This window comes from Hymenobacter arcticus (assembly GCF_054779975.1).
In genome coordinates, this window is record NZ_BAAGXF010000016.1 from 42792 (window position 1) to 60091 (window position 17300).

At 59.2% G+C, this 17300-nt stretch carries 19 protein-coding genes and 1 other RNA gene; 15 read left to right on the top strand and 5 right to left on the bottom strand.

The features are described 5' to 3' along the window. Nucleotides 1-21: 21 nt before the first annotated feature. The 5 genes from ACYVGC_RS20875 to ACYVGC_RS20895 all read left to right on the top strand — a co-directional run bounded on the left by ACYVGC_RS20875 (nucleotide 22) and on the right by ACYVGC_RS20895 (nucleotide 3861). Nucleotides 22-420, top strand: a complete 399-nt coding sequence (locus tag ACYVGC_RS20875) for a GlcG/HbpS family heme-binding protein (RefSeq protein ID WP_460585803.1) — start codon at nucleotides 22-24, stop codon at nucleotides 418-420. A gap of 19 nt (nucleotides 421-439) precedes the next feature. Further along, nucleotides 440-1372 carry a metallophosphoesterase family protein gene (locus ACYVGC_RS20880; RefSeq protein WP_460585804.1) on the top strand — a complete coding sequence of 311 codons (933 nt, stop codon included), beginning with the start codon at nucleotides 440-442 and terminating at the stop codon, nucleotides 1370-1372. A 5-nt stretch (nucleotides 1373-1377) separates the two neighbouring features. Continuing rightward, nucleotides 1378-1716 carry a cupin domain-containing protein gene (locus ACYVGC_RS20885; RefSeq protein ID WP_460585805.1) on the top strand — a complete coding sequence of 113 codons (339 nt, stop codon included), beginning with the start codon at nucleotides 1378-1380 and terminating at the stop codon, nucleotides 1714-1716. A 310-nt stretch (nucleotides 1717-2026) separates the two neighbouring features. After that, an RNA gene (gene rnpB, locus ACYVGC_RS20890) (RNase P RNA component class A) lies at nucleotides 2027-2507 on the top strand. 184 nt (nucleotides 2508-2691) lie between these two features. Further along, nucleotides 2692-3861, top strand: coding sequence for a sigma-54-dependent transcriptional regulator (locus ACYVGC_RS20895; RefSeq protein WP_460585806.1), 1170 nt, complete (start codon nucleotides 2692-2694; stop codon nucleotides 3859-3861). 85 nt (nucleotides 3862-3946) lie between these two features. Here the strand turns inward: ACYVGC_RS20895 and ACYVGC_RS20900 are convergent, their stop codons facing one another. Further along, nucleotides 3947-4435, bottom strand: coding sequence for a hypothetical protein (locus tag ACYVGC_RS20900; RefSeq protein ID WP_460585807.1), 489 nt, complete (start codon nucleotides 4433-4435; stop codon nucleotides 3947-3949). A 51-nt stretch (nucleotides 4436-4486) separates the two neighbouring features. Beyond that, on the bottom strand, nucleotides 4487-5500 hold the full coding sequence (locus ACYVGC_RS20905; RefSeq protein WP_460585808.1) for an acyl-CoA synthetase family protein: 1014 nt from the start codon (nucleotides 5498-5500) through the stop codon (nucleotides 4487-4489). Nucleotides 5501-5645: 145 nt separating this feature from the next. Between ACYVGC_RS20905 and ACYVGC_RS20910 the strand changes: the two genes are divergently transcribed. After that, nucleotides 5646-6221: a hypothetical protein gene (locus ACYVGC_RS20910; RefSeq protein ID WP_460585809.1), complete on the top strand. Its 576-nt coding sequence runs from the start codon at nucleotides 5646-5648 to the stop codon at nucleotides 6219-6221. 167 nt (nucleotides 6222-6388) lie between these two features. Here the strand turns inward: ACYVGC_RS20910 and ACYVGC_RS20915 are convergent, their stop codons facing one another. Further along, a complete protein-coding gene (locus ACYVGC_RS20915; RefSeq protein WP_460585810.1) occupies nucleotides 6389-8815 on the bottom strand; it encodes an alpha-ketoacid dehydrogenase subunit alpha/beta in 2427 nt (808 codons plus the stop codon). A 167-nt stretch (nucleotides 8816-8982) separates the two neighbouring features. Between ACYVGC_RS20915 and ACYVGC_RS20920 the strand changes: the two genes are divergently transcribed. The 7 genes from ACYVGC_RS20920 (at nucleotide 8983) to ald (ending at nucleotide 14133) form a co-directional block, all read left to right on the top strand. Beyond that, nucleotides 8983-9765, top strand: coding sequence for a DUF1573 domain-containing protein (locus tag ACYVGC_RS20920; RefSeq protein ID WP_460585811.1), 783 nt, complete (start codon nucleotides 8983-8985; stop codon nucleotides 9763-9765). Between the two features lie 49 nt (nucleotides 9766-9814). After that, nucleotides 9815-10348, top strand: a complete 534-nt coding sequence (locus ACYVGC_RS20925; RefSeq protein ID WP_460585812.1) for a Crp/Fnr family transcriptional regulator — start codon at nucleotides 9815-9817, stop codon at nucleotides 10346-10348. Nucleotides 10349-10428: 80 nt separating this feature from the next. Continuing rightward, entirely contained in the window at nucleotides 10429-10965 is a 537-nt protein-coding gene (locus ACYVGC_RS20930) for a hypothetical protein (RefSeq protein WP_460585813.1), read from the top strand. A gap of 225 nt (nucleotides 10966-11190) precedes the next feature. Further along, nucleotides 11191-11448: a VOC family protein gene (locus tag ACYVGC_RS20935; RefSeq protein ID WP_460585814.1), complete on the top strand. Its 258-nt coding sequence runs from the start codon at nucleotides 11191-11193 to the stop codon at nucleotides 11446-11448. A gap of 83 nt (nucleotides 11449-11531) precedes the next feature. Then, the gene (locus ACYVGC_RS20940; protein ID WP_460585815.1) at nucleotides 11532-12287 is read left to right on the top strand and encodes a sterol desaturase family protein; all 756 of its coding nucleotides are present in this window, start codon (nucleotides 11532-11534) and stop codon (nucleotides 12285-12287) included. A gap of 132 nt (nucleotides 12288-12419) precedes the next feature. Continuing rightward, on the top strand, nucleotides 12420-12929 hold the full coding sequence (locus tag ACYVGC_RS20945) for a VOC family protein (RefSeq protein WP_460585816.1): 510 nt from the start codon (nucleotides 12420-12422) through the stop codon (nucleotides 12927-12929). A 76-nt stretch (nucleotides 12930-13005) separates the two neighbouring features. Then, the gene (gene ald, locus ACYVGC_RS20950; RefSeq protein ID WP_460585817.1) at nucleotides 13006-14133 is read left to right on the top strand and encodes an alanine dehydrogenase; all 1128 of its coding nucleotides are present in this window, start codon (nucleotides 13006-13008) and stop codon (nucleotides 14131-14133) included. 107 nt (nucleotides 14134-14240) lie between these two features. On the opposite strand, the gene ACYVGC_RS20955 is transcribed toward ald, so the two are convergent. After that, entirely contained in the window at nucleotides 14241-14648 is a 408-nt protein-coding gene (locus ACYVGC_RS20955) for a winged helix-turn-helix transcriptional regulator (RefSeq protein ID WP_460585818.1), read from the bottom strand. Between the two features lie 118 nt (nucleotides 14649-14766). On the opposite strand from ACYVGC_RS20955, the gene ACYVGC_RS20960 reads away from it, so the two are divergent. Continuing rightward, the gene (locus tag ACYVGC_RS20960; protein WP_460585819.1) at nucleotides 14767-15639 is read left to right on the top strand and encodes an SDR family oxidoreductase; all 873 of its coding nucleotides are present in this window, start codon (nucleotides 14767-14769) and stop codon (nucleotides 15637-15639) included. Between the two features lie 73 nt (nucleotides 15640-15712). Here ACYVGC_RS20960 and ACYVGC_RS20965 read toward each other — a convergent pair whose 3' ends face one another. Next, a complete protein-coding gene (locus tag ACYVGC_RS20965) occupies nucleotides 15713-16183 on the bottom strand; it encodes a type I restriction enzyme HsdR N-terminal domain-containing protein (protein ID WP_460585820.1) in 471 nt (156 codons plus the stop codon). 233 nt (nucleotides 16184-16416) lie between these two features. Between ACYVGC_RS20965 and ACYVGC_RS20970 the strand changes: the two genes are divergently transcribed. Further along, nucleotides 16417-17187 carry an AMP nucleosidase gene (locus tag ACYVGC_RS20970; RefSeq protein WP_460585821.1) on the top strand — a complete coding sequence of 257 codons (771 nt, stop codon included), beginning with the start codon at nucleotides 16417-16419 and terminating at the stop codon, nucleotides 17185-17187. Nucleotides 17188-17300: the final 113 nt, after the last annotated feature.

Consider the following 17300-nt stretch of genomic DNA (forward strand, 5'->3'; position numbering starts at 1 on the left):
GCAAAAATATTCAAACGGAAAATGGACCAGGCATTAATCGACCGAATCTTGGCTGCTGGCTTGGCTATGGCAACCCAGCTGAATATTCCTGCCACTATTACTATTGTAGATAGTGGCGGGCATCTACGGGCCGTCATGCGCCAAGCAGAATGCAGTTATTTTTCCTTGGAAAGCAGCCGAAAAAAGGCACTGACTGCTTCGCAATTAAAAATTCCGTCTGCCGTGGTTGGCACCGTTGGCCAGCAGTTTCCGCTACTTCAGGCTGCCTTTGCCGCCAATGCGGACATCACCGGCCTACCCGGTGGCGTGCCGATTCGGCTAAATGGGCAGGTGGTAGGTGGCCTGGGCGCGGCCGGCGGTGATTTCAACCAAGACCAGCAAATTGCCGACGCAGCGCTCGCGGCTATGGCCACCACCTAATTCTGCATTTTAGTTACGTATGTACGACCTCATCGGCGACATTCACGGCCACGCCGATGAGCTGCGCGCCCTGCTCCACCACCTCGACTACCGGCCCGACGCGGCGGGCGTGCCGCGCCACCCGGCGGGCCGGCAGGTGATTTTCCTGGGCGATTACATCGACCGGGGCCCCAAAATCCGCGAGACGCTGCAGCTGGTGCGCCGCATGGTAGACGGCGGCGCGGCGCTGGCCATCCTGGGTAACCACGAGTACAATGCGCTGGCCTTTTGGCAGTTCCACCCCGAAGGTGGGCACCTGCGGCCCCACAAGCCGCAGCACATTTTGCAGCATCTCGAAACCATTAAGGAGTTTAGAAGTGAGGAGCGGTTTGCCGAGTGGCTCGATTACCTGGCGTGGTTTCGCACGCTGCCGCTGGCCCTGGAGCTGCCCGGCCTGCGGGCCGTGCACGCCTGCTGGGAGCCCCGCCACCTCGCCTACCTGCGGCAGGAGCTGCCCGGCCTGCGCCTCACGCCCGAGTTTATGCTGCGGGCCAGCCGGCGCAACAGCCCCGAGTACGAGGCCACCGAAGTAACGCTGAAAGGCCGCGAAGTGACTCTGCCTGAAGGCATTAGCTTTCACGACAAGGATGGCCACCAGCGCCACCTCATGCGCGTGCGCTGGTGGCAAAACCCCGCCACCGCCGCCGCCTACCGCGACTATTACCTCGAAGACCTGCCCGAGCTCCACGGCCAGCCCGTGGATGCCGCCAGCCTCGACCCCTGGCATTACCAGGACGAAAAGCCGGTGTTTTTTGGCCACTACTGGCTGCGCGGCGAGCCCCAGCTGCTCCAGCCCTACGCCGTGTGCCTCGACTACAGCGTGGCCAAGGGCGGCCAGCTTATCGGCTACCGCTGGGATGGCGAGCAGGTGCTCAGTGCTGAAAAACTAGTGTGGGCACCTAAAAATAGCTAATTGGTATGAAGCACTTTACCAATGCCTTTCGCCCCGCCACCGACTTGCGCTGGGAGGCAATGGCGCCCGGCGTGCGCCGCACGCTGGTGGCTTACAACGATGACCTGCTGCTGGTCAAAGTCGCGTTTGAAACCGGGGCCGTGGGCGCGCTGCACCACCACGTGCACAGCCAGATAACGTACGTGGAGAGCGGCGAGTTTGAGGCCACGGTGGGCGGCGAAACGCGGCTGCTGAGGGCCGGCGACTCGTTCTACGCGGCCCCCAACGTGCCGCATAGTGTGGTGGCCCGGCAGGCCGGCGTACTGCTCGACTCGTTCAGCCCTGTGCGCGCGGACTTTTTGTAGCACGTTCTTCAGCGGCGTAGGAGCACGGTCGCACGCGCCCGCCCCGTCATCCAAACTGCTGCACATCAGCCAGCCACAGGGCCAGTAATTCCAGCTCCTGCGGAGTCACTAGGCCCTCACCAGCCAGCCTCGCTAATGCGCCTTTTAATGCTCCTAACGCACGTGGGAACCCCTATTTAATGAACACCACCCTAGTTGCTTCATGCACCTAAAGTAAGTAGGTATGTTGAGCTACTCGTTTTTTAACTGTCTAAACCAGTCCAACAAGCCTAGCACCGGTGCCCACGGCGCGGGCCTTACCTTTGCCCGCGTAGTGAGCCACCCCACCGCCGCGCCCAACGCAAATGCGGGCGGGGAGGAAAGTCCGGGCCACGCAGGGCGCCCTGCTACCTAACGGGTAGGACTGGCCAATCGGGCCAGGACAGCCAGTGCCACAGAAAATAACCGCCTTCAGCAGTGAGTAATGAGCAATGAGTAATGAGCAGTATCGGCAAACGACACTGTTCATTGCTCATTGTTCATTACTCACTGCCTACGGGTAAGGGTGAAAAGGTGCGGTAAGAGCGCACCAGCGGCTGGGTAACCACGCCGGCTGGGTAAACCTCAGGGGTTGCAAGACCAAATAAGCGAACACGTCGGCCGCCCTCGGGCGGGCGGCACCGGGCGGCCCGCCCGGGTTCGCGGGTAGGTCGCTGGAGCCCGTCGGCGACGACGGGCCTAGATAAATGGTGGGGCCGCCCTGGGGGAAACTTCGGGGCGGACAGAACCCGGCTTATCGGCTCACTGCGTAATTTAGGCGGCTGCTTTCGCAAGAAGGCAGCCGCTTTTTTTGACGTAAAGTATAACCTTGTCATTGCGAGGAGGAACGACGAAGCAATCTTTCCTTATCGCCTGCCCTCTCACGCTGTTACTTGCTACCGGAAGGAAAGATTGCTTCGTCGTTCCTCCTCGCAATGACACCCGAATTTTCCGCTCATGCCCCGCATTCTCATCATCGACGACGAAAAGTCTATCCGCCACACCCTCAAGGAGATACTAGAGTTTGAGGACTACACCGTGGACCAGGCGGAGGATGGCCCGGCGGGGCTCGACCTGCTCATTCAGCAGAAATACGACGTGGTGCTCTGCGACATCAAAATGCCCAAGATGGACGGCCTTGAAGTGCTGGAGCGCGCCCGCACCCTGGCCCCCGACGCGGCCTTCATCATGGTGTCGGCCCACGGCAACATCGAAACTGCCGTGGAGGCCACCAAGAAGGGCGCGTTCGACTTCCTGCCCAAGCCACCCGACCTCAACCGCCTGCTCGTGACGGTGCGCAATGCCCTGGACCGCAGCAAGTTAGTGACCGAAACCAAGACACTTAAAAAGAAGCTCGCCACGGCCGGCAAAACCGGCTCCGACATGGTGGGCGCGTCGGCCACGTTGGGCGCCGTGCGCAAGGCCATCGAAAAAGTGGCCCCCACCGATGCCCGCGTGCTCATCACCGGCCCCAACGGCGCGGGCAAGGAAATGGTGGCCCGGCAGCTGCACCAGCTCAGCCCTCGCGCCAATGGCCCCATGGTGGAGGTAAACTGCGCCGCCATTCCTTCTGAACTGATTGAAAGCGAGCTATTTGGCCACGAGAAAGGCTCATTCACTTCGGCCGTGAAGCAGCGCATCGGCAAGTTTGAGCAGGCCGACGGCGGCACGCTTTTCCTGGATGAAATCGGCGACATGAGCCTTTCGGCCCAGGCCAAGGTGTTGCGCGCCTTACAGGAAAGTAAAATCACTCGCGTGGGCGGCGAAAAAGAGATTTCGGTGAACGTGCGCGTGGTGGCCGCTACCAACAAAAACCTGTTGCAGGAAATTGCCGACAAGAATTTTCGGGAGGACTTGTACCACCGCCTTTCCGTCATCCTCATCCAGGTGCCCTCGCTCAACGAGCGCCGCGAAGACATCCCCGAGCTGGTGCAGAAATTCTTGCAGGACATCGCCGCCGACTACGGCAATAAGCCCAAGAAAATCTCGGCCGACGCCCTCAAGTACCTGCAAGGCCTCGACTGGCGCGGCAACATCCGCGAGCTGCGCAACGTGGTCGAGCGCCTCGTTATTATGAGCGATGCTACCATTGAAGAAGCTGACGCCAAGGCGTTTGCGGGTAAATAAATAGCTTCATTCGAAATAAAAAAGGCAGCGCCAGAATCAATTGATTCTGGCGCTGCCTTTTTTAGGTGCTAAGCATTTTTTTCTATCAGAAAGGCCGTCCTACATTTCTCTTAAATAACAAGCAGAATGCTTCGCCAGCTTGTCCATAGAGCTTTTCATAGCCATATAAACCGTTGATGTAGGTATCAAGCCGCTCATTTTTCAATGTTGTTTTCAACTGTAAGTCAAATACTTTAAACGGAAACTGACTGTTATTTGGATTTGGCGTATGCAAGAATAGCGCATCACTTGAACTGTCAAAATCAAGTAAAACGGCGTAGAGTTGAAAGTCTGTTCCTAATTTCTTTGTCTTATCAACAAGCATATCAAAATGCCTAAACAACTTATCTAAGTGTGGTTTCCTGCTTTTGAAACTATCGTTACCATAACCTTTCCAATCGAAATGCAGGTGCCACTTATCGAACCACGTTTTGGAATTGCCAAAGTCAAGCCAAGTCGCCTTATCAAGGTCATTTTTGACTGCAAGATTTTTATAGTACCGCTTAAGCCCCCTGTGTTTTTTTATCCGGTTCATGCGTTAGATAGGTCTATACCACAAGGTATCGCAAAAGCTATATGCTAAAACTCACACCAGCTGGCTACACCCCCGAATATCCGAATTATCCAGCCGGCCCAGCACCTCAAATGCGCCACCAGGGTGCCGCCGGGCCAGGTCTTTGGTTTCGATAAAGGCGCAGCTGTCCACGTTGGCTAGGTCGATGACGTTGATGGCCCCCTCGGCGCGGGTGGCCAATACGGAGAACGGGTCGGCGGCGTCGCGCAGCAGCACCCGCATTTGGGGCGGGCAGTAGAACAGGCCCTCGCCCGGCGAGTAGGCCTGGCTCAGCAGCTCGGTCATGCCGTACTCGGAGTGGATGGGCGCGGGACCGAAAGCGGCTTGCAATTCCTGGTGCAGCTCCTCCCGAATCATCTCGCGGCGGCGGCCCTTCATGCCGCCCGTTTCGAGCACGGTGAGTCCGTGCAGCTCGGGCGCGCCGGGGTACTCGGCGGCCAGGTCGAGCAGGGCGTAGGTGACGCCGAAGAGCATGACGCGGCGGCCGGGCTGGCGCTTGGCTTCGGCCAGGGCTCGCAGCAGGCCAGCGTGGTCGCGCAGGAAAAACGCCGGCTGCGCCTGCCCCGAGCGCTGGGCAAAATCGGCCACCATGGCCACCAGCGATGACTCGCCCTGCTCCAAATACGAGGGCAGCAGGGCCAGGAATATCCAGTCGGTAAGCGGCCCGTAGACGGCCGCGAAAATGTTGGCCGCGTTGGCACGGTACAGTGCCGGGTCGCGTACGAGGTGCTGGCTGCGCTGCTGCAAGGTGGTGCCGCTGCTGCGGAATATTTCCAGCGGCTGCCAGTCGGCGGGCTCGGTGCGCACTTCCTGGGTTTTAAAGAATTCGATGGGCAGAAAGGGAATATCCTCTAGCCGGTGCACCGCGCTCAGGTCGCGGCCCAGGCCCGCCAGGTAGGCACGGTAGGGCGGGCAATGCGCCGCCTGGTGCCGAAATAAATGCAGCGCGGCCGCTTCAAACGCCGGGGGCGTGAGCGTAGTGAGGGCCTGGTAGTCAGGGCCGAGAAAAGTAGTGCGGAAACTCATAACAAGCGGCGGGGGTTGGGCAAAAAGCGGGCTGGAGCAGCGGGCCGCTTACATTTACGGCTCACAACAAACCAAGCACCTGCGCGTTGGCGGGGCAGGTGCTTGGTTTGCAGGGTGAGCCAGGCATCTTTTTTTGCGTTTGCGTATGAATTTGTTTCGACTAACAACGGTAATCGGCGGGTTGGGGCTGCTGGCGGGCGGCCTGAGTAGCTGTCTGAAAGCGCCGGAATATCCGACCACGCCCTCCATCAGCTTCAATCGCGTGGAGGTGCGGCGCACCAACTTTGCCAATCCACAGCAGCAACCCATTGATTCGATGTTCATTACCATCAATTTTCAGGATGGCGACGGCGACCTGGGTTTGACGGAAGCAGAGAGCAAAGTAGCGCCCTACGCCTTCCCGTCGCTGTTCAACAACAACTACTTCATCGAGCCAGTTGTGAAGGACCCGAAGTCGGGTAAATTCTTTACTCCTATAGACCCAGCCACGGGCAAACCGCTGCTAATGGGCTCATATAATGGCCGCTTCGACCATCCTTCTACCCTCACCGATGGCAAGGCCGCGCCCCTTAAAGGCACGCTTACCCGCACCATCGGCTTTGGCTATGGCGACGTGTTTACGGCGGGCCAAGTGGTGCGCTTCGACGTGAGCATTGCCGACCGCGCGCTGCACCTGAGCAACGTTATCCGCACCGATAGCATCGTAATCGCCAAACGGTAAGGCAGTTGCAAGCTATTTAATACAGAACAACCAGAACGTCATGCTGAGCTTGTCGAAGCATCTCTACCACGCCGTGAGGATTATTAACCCCGGCGGCGTGGTAGAGATGCTTCGACAAGCTCAGCATGACGTTCTTTTTGGCTCTTATTAAGCTGTGGCTTACAGAATTAATAAATAGCCGGAAACTTGGCTGGGTCGGTTTCGCGCAATAGCTCATACACCGTGTCGAACACGTCCTCCACGTTGGGCTTGGAAAAGTAGTCGCCGTCGGAGCCGTAGGGCGGGCGGTGCGGATGGGCAGCCAGGCAGCGCGGGGCCGAATCGAGCAATTTGTAGGCCTGCTGGCCATCAAGCACCTGCTGCATCATGTAGGCGGTGGCGCCGCCGGGCACGTCCTCATCAGCGAAGAGCACGCGGCCGGTTTTGCGCAGGCTGTCGGCAATCAGCTGGTCGGTATCGAAGGGCAGAAGGGTCTGCACGTCAATCACTTCGGCCGAGATGCCAACTTCCGCCAGCTGCTTGGCCGCTTCCAGCACAATGCGGCACATCGAGCCGTAGGTGACGATGGTGATATCGTCGCCGGCGCGCAGCACCTCGGGCTGGCCCAGCGGCAGCGTGAACTCACCCACGTTGGCCGGCAGCTTTTCCTTGAGGCGGTAGCCGTTCAAGCATTCGATTACGATGGCCGGCTCGTCGCTGCGCAGCAGCGTATTGTAGAAGCCCGCCGCCTGCGTCATGTCGCGCGGCACGCACAGGTGCATGCCCCGGATGGCCCCCAGTATCATCTGGATGGGCGAGCCCGAGTGCCAGATGCCCTCCAGGCGATGCCCGCGGGTGCGCACAATGAGGGGCGACTTCTGCCCGCCCTTGGTACGGTATTGCAGGCACGCCACGTCATCGCTCAATATCTGGATGGCATAGAGCAGGTAATCAAGGTATTGAATCTCGGTAATCGGCCGCAGTCCGCGCAGCGCCGCCCCAATTCCTTGCCCAATGATGGTGCACTCGCGGATGCCGGTATCGGTCACGCGCAACGCACCAAACTTCTCCTGCAAGCCTGCAAAGGCCTGGTTCACGTCGCCAATATGCCCCACGTCCTCCCCGATGGCGAAAATGCGCGGGTCGCGCTCGAAGTTGGCCGTGAAGCAGGCTTGCAGCACCTCGCGGCCGTCCACCATTGGCGCATCGCTGGCAAACTCGACGGGCACTTCCTCAATATTGCCCACGGCCTCCTCGCTTTGGCTGAAGAGGTAAGAGTTGTAGCGGTCGGCGTTTTCAGCCTCGCACTGCTCCAGCAGGCTTTGGGCGGCGCGGCGGCCAGCGCTCTGGCGGTTGCCGCGCACCTGGCGCAGGGCCCGGCGCAGCGTGCGCACAATATCCGCCCGAATGGGTGTCACGTTGGTTTTCAGCGCGTTAACCAGCTCGGTCAACTGGTTTTCGGCGCCGGCCTCGGCCACCATTTTGTTGAGAATTACCAAGGCCTCTTCGCGCTCCTGCTGAATGGGGTCAAAAAACGCCGACCACGCCGTGGTGCGCGCCAGCTTGACGGTAGCGGCGGCCGTTTTCTCAATTTGCGCCAGTTCGTCTTCGCTGGCCGCGCCCTCGGTGAGCAGGTGCTCGCGGAACTTGGTGAGGCAGTCGTGCTCCTCTTCCCAGCTGAGGCGGGTTTTGGGCTTGTAGCGCTCGTGCGAGCCGCTGGTGCTGTGGCCCTGCGGCTGCGTCACCTCCGTCACGTGGATGAGCACGGGCACGTGCTGCGCCCGGCACACGGCGGCAGCGCGCTGGTAGGTATCTACCAGGGCCGGGTAGTCCCAGCCGCGCACCACAAAAATCTCGAAGCCGTCCTGGCCCTCGCCTTCGCGCTGAAAACCCGCCAGGATAGCCGAAATACTCTGCTTAGTGGTCTGGTATTCAGCCGGAACCGAAATGCCGTAGTGGTCGTCCCACACCGACATTAGCAGCGGAATCTGCAACACGCCGGCGGCATTAATGGCTTCAAAAAATACGCCCTCCGAGGTGCTGGCGTTGCCAATGGTGCCGAAAGCCACTTCATTGCCATTTACCGAAAAATCGCTAAACTGGTGCAGCTCAGGGTTTTGGCGGTAGAGCTTGCTAGCGTAGGCCAGGCCCACGAGGCGCGGCATCTGGCCGCCGGTGGGCGAGATGTCGGCCGACGAGTTTTTGGTTGACGTCTGGGGCTTGAACTGGCCGTCGTCATCAAGCAGGCGGGTGCCGAAGTGGCCATTCATGGCGCGGCCGGCGGTGCTAGGCTCGGCCTCGGGGTCGGCGTGGGCGTAGAGCTGGGCGAAGTACTGCTGCCAGGTTAGCTCGCCGATGGCCACCATAAAGGTTTGGTCGCGGTAGTAACCCGAGCGAAAGTCGCCGGCCTTAAAGGCGCGGGCCATGGCGAGCTGCGGCAACTCCTTGCCATCGCCGAAGATGCCAAACTTGGCCTTGCCCATAAACACCTCGCGGCGGCCGGCCAGCGAGGCGTGGCGGCTTTCCCAGGCCAGGCGGTAGTCGTCGAGCAGCTCGGCTTTGGTGAGGGGGGGGTGCACCGAAGCATCGGCGGGGGCCAGCAGCGTATCAGACATAAGAGCGGGATAAGTAGTGGAGGGGGTGGGAATAAGGGAGGGCGATGCCGCAAATTTACGAAAGCGGGCGGGGGCGGGCTGTATATTTGCCTATCCGGGCGGCGGCCGGGGGTTAACTTATTGTTAGTCTATACTTTTACCCAGGTTTTTTCCTGGCTTTTTCTCCTATGCGCCTCCTATCTACTCTCGCCCTGAGTCTCACCCTGGGCCTCGCCACCCTGGCCGCCCACGCGCAGGGCGTGCTCACCTTCGAGCACACCGACCACGACTTCGGCAAGGTGCCCGAGGGCACGATGGCCACCTACGAGTTCAAGTTTAAGAATACTGGTAATCAGCCCATTGTGATTGCCAACGCCCAGGCCAGCTGCGGCTGCACCACCCCCGAGTGGACCAAGGCCCCGGTGCTGCCCGGCAAGTCGGGTGTCATCAAGGCGGTGTATAACAGCGCGGGCCGTCCCGGCATCTTCGCCAAGACCGTGAGCGTGATGAGCAATGCCACCGAAGGCAGCAAAGTCCTCAGCCTCAAAGGTTCGGTATTGACCAAAGAGGAGCTGCGGGCTACTCTCACGCCGGGCCAGCTGGCCGCCTCGCCCCGCCTGGCCCTGGAAAAGCCCAGCTACGACTTTGGCCGCATCGAGGCGGGCACGCAGCCGGTAGCGCGCATCGGGGTGCGCAACACGGGGGCCAAAGACCTGGTACTAAGCACTATCTCTTCCAATTGCTACTGCGTAGGCTACCGCACGGCCCCGGCCCCCATAAAGCCCGGCCAAAGCGCCGTAGTGGAGCTGGTGTATGCGCAGCGCACCGTGGGCCTGGCCGCCGAGGTGGTCACGCTGGCCTCCAACGACCTGCACGGCGATACCAAGCTCACGCTGAAGGCCAACGTGGTGAAGGACCTGGTGCCCACCAGCATGGTGAAGGAAAGCGGCTCGTTGGTGCCGTTTAAGTAGTTTTTAGTGAAAGCATTAGTCCGTGTTACTTTCTGCTGTAAAGGCAATTATGCAAGTTAGCTCAGCGCTGGAAGCAGCGCTGACGGCGGCTACGCAGCGCGAGCAGCTGCCGGCCCGCGAGTGGCTGTTGCGGCCGGGGCAGGTGGCGCAGCGGCTCTATTTTATTGAGGAAGGTTTGGTGCGCGGCTACGCTTTGCACGCGGGCCAGGAGGTTTCGTCCTGGTTTATGCGCGAGGGCGATTTCGTTATCTCGATTGTCAGCTTTCTGACCCAGCAGCCTTCTACTGAGTACCTGGAGCTGCTGGAGCCCAGCGTATTGTACTCCATCGGCTACGCGCAGCTGGCGGAGCTTTACCGCGCGTTTCCGGAGTTCAACTACGTGGGCCGGGTGCTGACGGAGCGCTACTACGTGCAGAGCGAGCAGCGGGCCCATCAGTTACGTACCCTCCCGGCCGCCGAGCGCTACGCCCGGCTGGTAAAGGATTATCCGAATTTGCTGCAGCGCGTGCCCCTCAAACAGCTGGCCTCGCACCTGGGCATCAGCCCCGAAACCCTGAGCCGCCTGCGGGCCAAGCGAACTTGACATTTGTCAAGAGGGCTACAAGTAGAAGCAGGTTAGTTTTGCCCCCCAACGCAACTCAACCAGCAACCCTTCCGCAGCCCATGAAGCCACTACTTATTCTCTGCCTGTTTCTGGCACTGGCGCCCCAGGCTTTCGCGCAGGACAGCCATATGACCAAAAGCCAGAGGAAGTCCTATAAACTAATGCAATCCCTTTGCAACTATTACGATGGCGAAAAATATGACACCTTACAAAGAGGGGCAGTGTTTCAACGGTTTGTTTATTTCGACAACATATTAGTTGACAGCTCTACTACCAGGAAGAGGAAAAGAATTCAGTCCTTTGATTGGTTATTCGCACGAGTAATTCATTTTATCGACTCGGTAGGAGTAGTCAATTTAGATGCTAAACCAACATTATACTTTAAAAATAATACTTCCTATTTTTATCCTTTTGCTAAAAAGAGTTTTGGAGGCTTACACAAATTCCTTCCGCAAACGCTGACTTACTTCGACAAGCGGAATCCTACTAAACCAATCGGCACATTATTTTTTGAGTCTCGCACGCATAAGCTGGTGTCTTGGGTAATAATAAATCAGGGAGGCCATTATTATCCGCTTTCCTTCAACTTGCTTTAATTTTATTTCCTTAATATTTTGATTCTGTGGCCACGCGACCAAAATGGTTTTGTGGGTGCAGAATGGGCGTATTCTTTTGCTTGTGGTGTCGTATCTGTGGGGCGCGGCGCATTTCCTTAGTTATCGCTCTGGCCCACCATGAGGCTACAGCGGAAGTTTTTTGGTCGGTGCGCCTGCCATTTGATGTAGGTACACTATTTTTGCATACTATACCTCCCTATCCAAATGCCCTCTGTTACCCCTACCCCCTATACCGTGCCCGCCGGCACGAGTATCGGCCACATTCACTTGCAGGTCACCGACATGCCGCAGGCGCTGGCTTTTTACCACGGTCTGCTGGGCTTCGAAGTAATGGTGAATATGGGTTCGGCTGCTTTCCTCTCGGCCGATGGCTACCACCACCACATTGGGCTCAAGCATCTGGCTTCTCACTTGGGTATTGCCCCGGAAACCCTGAGCCGGCTGCGGGCCAAGCGAACTTGACATTTGTCAAGTGCCGGCCGGGGCTGGCGGCGGAAGTTTGTGGCAGGAAGCACGTGCTGCTTGCCGCAAACTACCACTGTTGCATGGAAACCAAGCTCCCCCTAGCCACGCAGGGCATTCAAGGGTTATTGCTCTGCCTGATTACGTTGCTGTTCTTTATTCTGGAGCGAAAATTTCCCGGCCGGGAATTGCCCGAAGCCAAAAACTGGTACCTGCGGGCCGTGGCTATAAATGCCGCGCAGGTACTACTGATTGGCCTGGGCGGCCTCACCTGGAACACGTATTTCCGGCAGTATTCCCTGCTACACGTTGGCCACTGGCACACGCCGCTCACGGAGGGACTGGCCTACTGGTTTGGCGGCACCTTCGTGTTTTATTGGTGGCACCGGCTGCGGCACGCCAACGGCTTCTGGCTGGTATTTCATCAATTGCACCACAGCCCCGCGCGCATCGAGCTGCTCACTTCCTTCTATAAGCACCCGGTAGAGATACTCGCCGATGCGCTCCTCACCAGCTTCTGCCTATTCTTCGTGCTGGGCGGCACCGCCGAAGCCGCCGCCTGGACTTCCCTTTTCGGGGCCACCGGCGAATATTTCTACCACTCTAACATCGCTACCCCCAAGTGGCTAGGCTACTTTTTGCAGCGGCCCGAGCACCACTCCGTGCATCATCAGCTTGGCGTGCACCGCTACAATTACGGCGACATCACGTGGTGGGACCGGCTGTTTGGCACATTTAAGGAAGCCGACGACTTTGCGCCCGCCTGCGGGTTTCCGCGCCACAACGAGCGGCGGATTTGGGAAATCCTCACGTTCCGCGACGTGTACGACAAGCCGTAGCGCCCACTCGGGCCGGACCCTGGGTTTGCCAGGGCCGGCTGCGCGCCCTGCCCGCTGGGCAGGGCTTTTTTTAGGCTCAATTATTGATTAGTGTAGGTACATTGCTTTGGCATTTTCTTACTTTTTCCGTTTATGAATTCTACTCCTTCGACCACCGCGCCTTACACCGTGCCCGCTGGCACCAGCATCGGCCACATTCACTTGCAGGTTACCGACATACCGCGGGCGCTGGCTTTTTACCACGGCCTGCTGGGCTTTGAGGTGATGCTCGACATGGGCTCGGCCGCCTTTTTATCGGCCGATGGCTACCACCACCATATTGGGCTCAATACCTGGCACAGCCAGGGCGGGCGGCCGGCGCAGCACGAGGGCGCGGCCGGCCTCTACCACGCCGCCATTCTGTACCGCGACCGGGCCGGGCTGGCAGCCGTGGTGAAGCGCTTGCTGGCGGGCGGCTACCCCTTAAGCGGGGCTTCCGACCACGGCGTGAGCGAAGCCATTTACCTCAACGACCCCGACGGCAACGGCCTGGAGCTGTACTGGGACCGCCCCCGCGCCGAATGGCCCACCACGCCCGACGGCAAGCTTACCATGTACACCCGCGCGCTCGACATGCAGGGGCTGTTGCAGTTGGCGAACTAAAACCGGGCCCGCAGTGTAGCAGCGGCCTTATCTTTACGGTACGTTTTCTCTCCTTCATCTCCCCCTCCCCTGCCCCATGATTATCGGCGTTCCCAAGGAAATTAAAAACAACGAAAACCGCGTGGGCCTCACGCCCGCCGGCGTAGCCGAGTTGCGCAAGCACGGCCATTCGCTGCTGGTGCAGGTGAGCGCGGGCGAAGGCTCGGGCTTCTCCGATGCCGAGTATGAGCAGGCCGGGGCGCTGCTGCTGCCCACCATTGCCGACGTGTATGGCCAGGCCGAGATGATTATCAAGGTGAAGGAGCCGATTGCCGAGGAGTATCCGCTCATCAAGGAGAACCAGCTGCTGTTCACCTACTTCCACTTTGCCAGCGGCGAGGAGTTGACCCACGCCATGATTGAGCGCAAGGCGGTTTGCCTGGCTTACGAGACGGTGGAGCTGCCCTCGCGGGCGCTGCCGCTGCTCATTCCAATGAGCGAAGTGGCTGGCCGCATGGCCCCGCAGGAAGGTGCCAAGTACCTGGAGAAACCTCTCAAAGGCCGCGGCATTCTGCTGGGTGGCGTACCCGGCGTGAAGCCCGCGCACGTGCTCGTGCTGGGCGCGGGCATTGTGGGCACGCAGGCCGCCAAGGTGGCCGCCGGCCTCGGCGCGCAGGTTACTATCATGGACATCAGCCTGAACCGCTTGCGTGAACTGGATGATTTCATGCCCAAAAACGTGGTGACGCAGTACTCCAACGAGTACAACATCCGCGAAGCCATCAAAACGGCCGACCTCGTGGTGGGTGCCGTACTGATTCCGGGCGCGAAGGCCCCGCACCTCATCACCCGCGACATGCTCAAAACCATGCGCCCCGGCACCGTGCTCGTCGACGTGGCCGTGGACCAGGGTGGCTGCATCGAAACCTGCCGCCCCACCACCCACGAAGACCCCACTTTCATCATCGACGACGTGGTGCACTACTGCGTGGCCAACATGCCGGGTGCCGTGCCCTACACCAGCACCCTGGCCCTCACCAACGCCACCCTACCCTACGCCGTGAAGCTAGCCAACCTGGGCTGGCAGGAAGCCTGCCGCCGCGACTCGGCCCTGCGCCTCGGCCTCAACGTGGTGCACGGCGAAGTGGTGTACCAAGGCGTGGCCGAAGCCTGGAACCTGCCCCTCGTGGACGTGGCTTCCGTGCTGGAAAGCGTAGCCGTATAGTGAAGTAGCGAGGACTCTGCGAGTCCGCGTTCATACCGCCAAACGCGGACTACAAGGTCCGCACTACATTTTAAAAGCCTGCCGGATGTAACACCCGGCAGGCTTTTTTATGCCTCAACTACCTGTCCCATAATCTTTTGACGGTGTTTCAATCCCCAGTCGCGCAGGGCGAAGATGACGGGGTCGAGGGTATCGGCGTAGGGCAGCACCTCGTAGGTGACCAGCACGGGCGGGCCCTCCTGCACGGTGCGCCGGATGAGCTGGTGCATCTCCAGGTCTTTCAGCTCCTTGGCCAGTACCTTGGAGGAAATGCCGGGCACGCTGCGCTCTATTTCGCGAAAGCGTTGATTACCAGTGGCTAGCGCCACCAGTATTAGGAGTTTCCATTTACCGTTTACCACTTCGAGGGCGTCGCGCAGGGAAGGCAGGGTGGTGAGGCAGTGCCCCATGCTGATGGGTGGCATAAGCAGTGTAGTTACGTGGAGGTAAGCGCTTACCTGAAGGTAGCTGCTCACTTTTGGTAAGCAAAGATAACGACCTTTGCATCATCAATCGGCCACCGCCACGCGGGTTCGTACCGGCTGCTTTCTTAACCACGCCAAGGGCTTATATCCTGCCTTTCAACTAATTAGCATGAGTAAAATTCTCGTAACCGGCGCCACGGGCGGCCTGGGCCGCGCCGTAGTCGAAAACCTTCTCAAAACCGTGAGTCCCGACCAGATTTCCGTGCTGGCCCGCGACCCCGCCAAAGCCGCCGACCTGCAAGCGCAGGGCGTAACGGTGCAGCAGGGCGACTACAACGACTACCCCTGCCTGGTGGCCGCCTTCGCGGGTATCGACAAGCTGTTTCTGGTGTCCAGCAACGACATTCCCAACCGCGTGGCGCAGCACACTAACGCCGTCAACGCGGCTAAGGAAGCGGGCGTAAAGCACGTAGTATACACCAGCTTTCAGCGCAAAACGGAGGACGGCTCGTCGGCCGCGGCGGGCATTGCCGAGGCGCATTTGGCCACCGAGAAGCTGCTGCAAGAGTCGGGCCTCACTTACACCATCCTGCGCAATGCGCTGTATTTTGAGGTACTGCCGCTGTTTATGGGCCCCGTACTCGAAACCGGCACCATTTACCTGCCCGCCGGCGCGGGCAAAAGCGCTTACGCCAGCCGCGCCGACCTGGCGGCGGCCGGCGCAGCCGTGCTCACCGGCTCCGGCCACGAAAACCAGTCGTACGAGTTGAGCACTAACCCAGCCTTCTCCTTTGCTGATATCGCCAACATTCTGAGTGACTTATCGGGCAAGAAAATTCAGTACGTGTCGCCTTCGGCCGAAGAGTTTGGCACCCAGCTGGCCGCGGCCGGTGTGCCCGCCGGTGCCATCCAAATGACCGCCGCCTTCTCAGTAGCCATCGGCCAGGGCGAGTTCGATTTTCCCAGCTCCACGCTGGAAAAACTACTCGGCCATAAGCCCAATTCGGTTACCGAGTTTTTGAAAGCGGCTTACAAACTGTAAGTATTCCCCGTTGAATAAGGCAAAAGCCTGCGTGCCAGCAACTAACTGCTGGTACGCAGGCTTTTTTTGGTAATTATCTTTCAGTCAATACCTTAGCAGTAACGTAGTCAGGTATTTCGGCCAGCCGCTCATTGGCGCCGCGCTCAAAATCCACCTGCCAGCAGTAGTGTACTAAGCCATTGGTAATCAATAGTAACGGCGCGCGCATGGTCTGGTTGTAGGTGGCTACCTGGCTGGCCACGGCCGGCGTAATGGCCACCGTGGGGCGCTTACACTCTACCAGCAGCAGGGGGCGGCCATCGGGGCCGAGGGCCACGAGGTCGGTGCGCTTCTGGCGCTGGTTGTAGCGGTGGCCGCGCTCCAGGCTCAGCAGGCCGCGGGGGTAGCCCAGGTGCCGCATTAAATACTGCGCTACGTGCTGCCGCACCCACTCTTCGGGGGTCAGCACCACGTACTTGCGGCGCAGCTCATCCCATATCTCCGGGATATTCGCCAAATTTTGCCTAATTTTGTGGTCGAAAGGCGGCAGGTCTAACGCTTGCATCACCTCCAAAGGTATGGGTTTGGCAGTCGCATTTCGCCTGGGTTTCGTACCCGCCGCGCCGCCGTACCCAGTTGGGTAGGCGGCTTTTTTCGTTTATCCCGGCCGATTGTTTTAGCTGTTATTGCGAGCACAGCGAAGCAACCGCACCGAAACGACACCCGAACGACTCGTTCTGGTGCGCTTGCTTCGCAGGCTCGCAATGACCAACGTATTTTTCACATAATCAACACCTTATGAAGACCAAAGAAGACATTGTAAACAACTGGCTGCCCCGCTATACCGGCGTTCCGCTGGGTGATTTTGGGCAGTACATTCTGCTCACCAATTTCAGCAACTACGTGTACATGTTTGCCGAGCAGTTTGGAGTGGAGGTGCGCGGCACCGACAAGCCCATGCAGTCGGCTACCTCGGGCGGCATCACCATCATCAACTTCGGCATGGGCTCACCGATGGCGGCCACGGTCATGGATTTGCTGTCGGCCATCAAGCCCAAGGCGGCCCTCTTTCTGGGCAAATGCGGTGGCTTGAAAAAGACCAAGCTCGGCGACCTCGTGCTGCCCATCGCGGCCATTCGGGGCGATGGTACTTCCGACGACTACCTGCCAAAAGAGATTCCGGCGCTACCGTCGTTCCGGCTGCAACGGGCTGTTTCTTCGATGATTAAGAAGCACGAGCTCGACTACTACACCGGCACCGTGTACACCACCAACCGCCGCGTGTGGGAGCACGACCAGGATTTTAAGGACTACCTCAAGCGCGTGCGCGCCCTGGCCGTGGACATGGAAACGGCCACCATCTTCGTGGTGGGCTTCATGAACGACATTCCGCACGGTGCGCTGCTGCTGGTGAGCGACAACCCCATGACGCCCGAGGGCGTGAAAACTGCCGAGTCGGACTCCAAGGTGACCGTCGATTTTGTGAAACGCCACCTCGCCATCGGCATCGATTCACTGCTGGAATTGAAGAACTCGGGCGAGTCGGTGAAGCACATGAAATTCGAGTAAACACCACAGATTAAAACGGATTTAACGGATTACGCAGATACGCTTGCTACGCAAGCTGGCTACGTGAGGCGTTTTTGGGGGAACAAGTCGCGACGTTTGTAGGAACGCGCTAC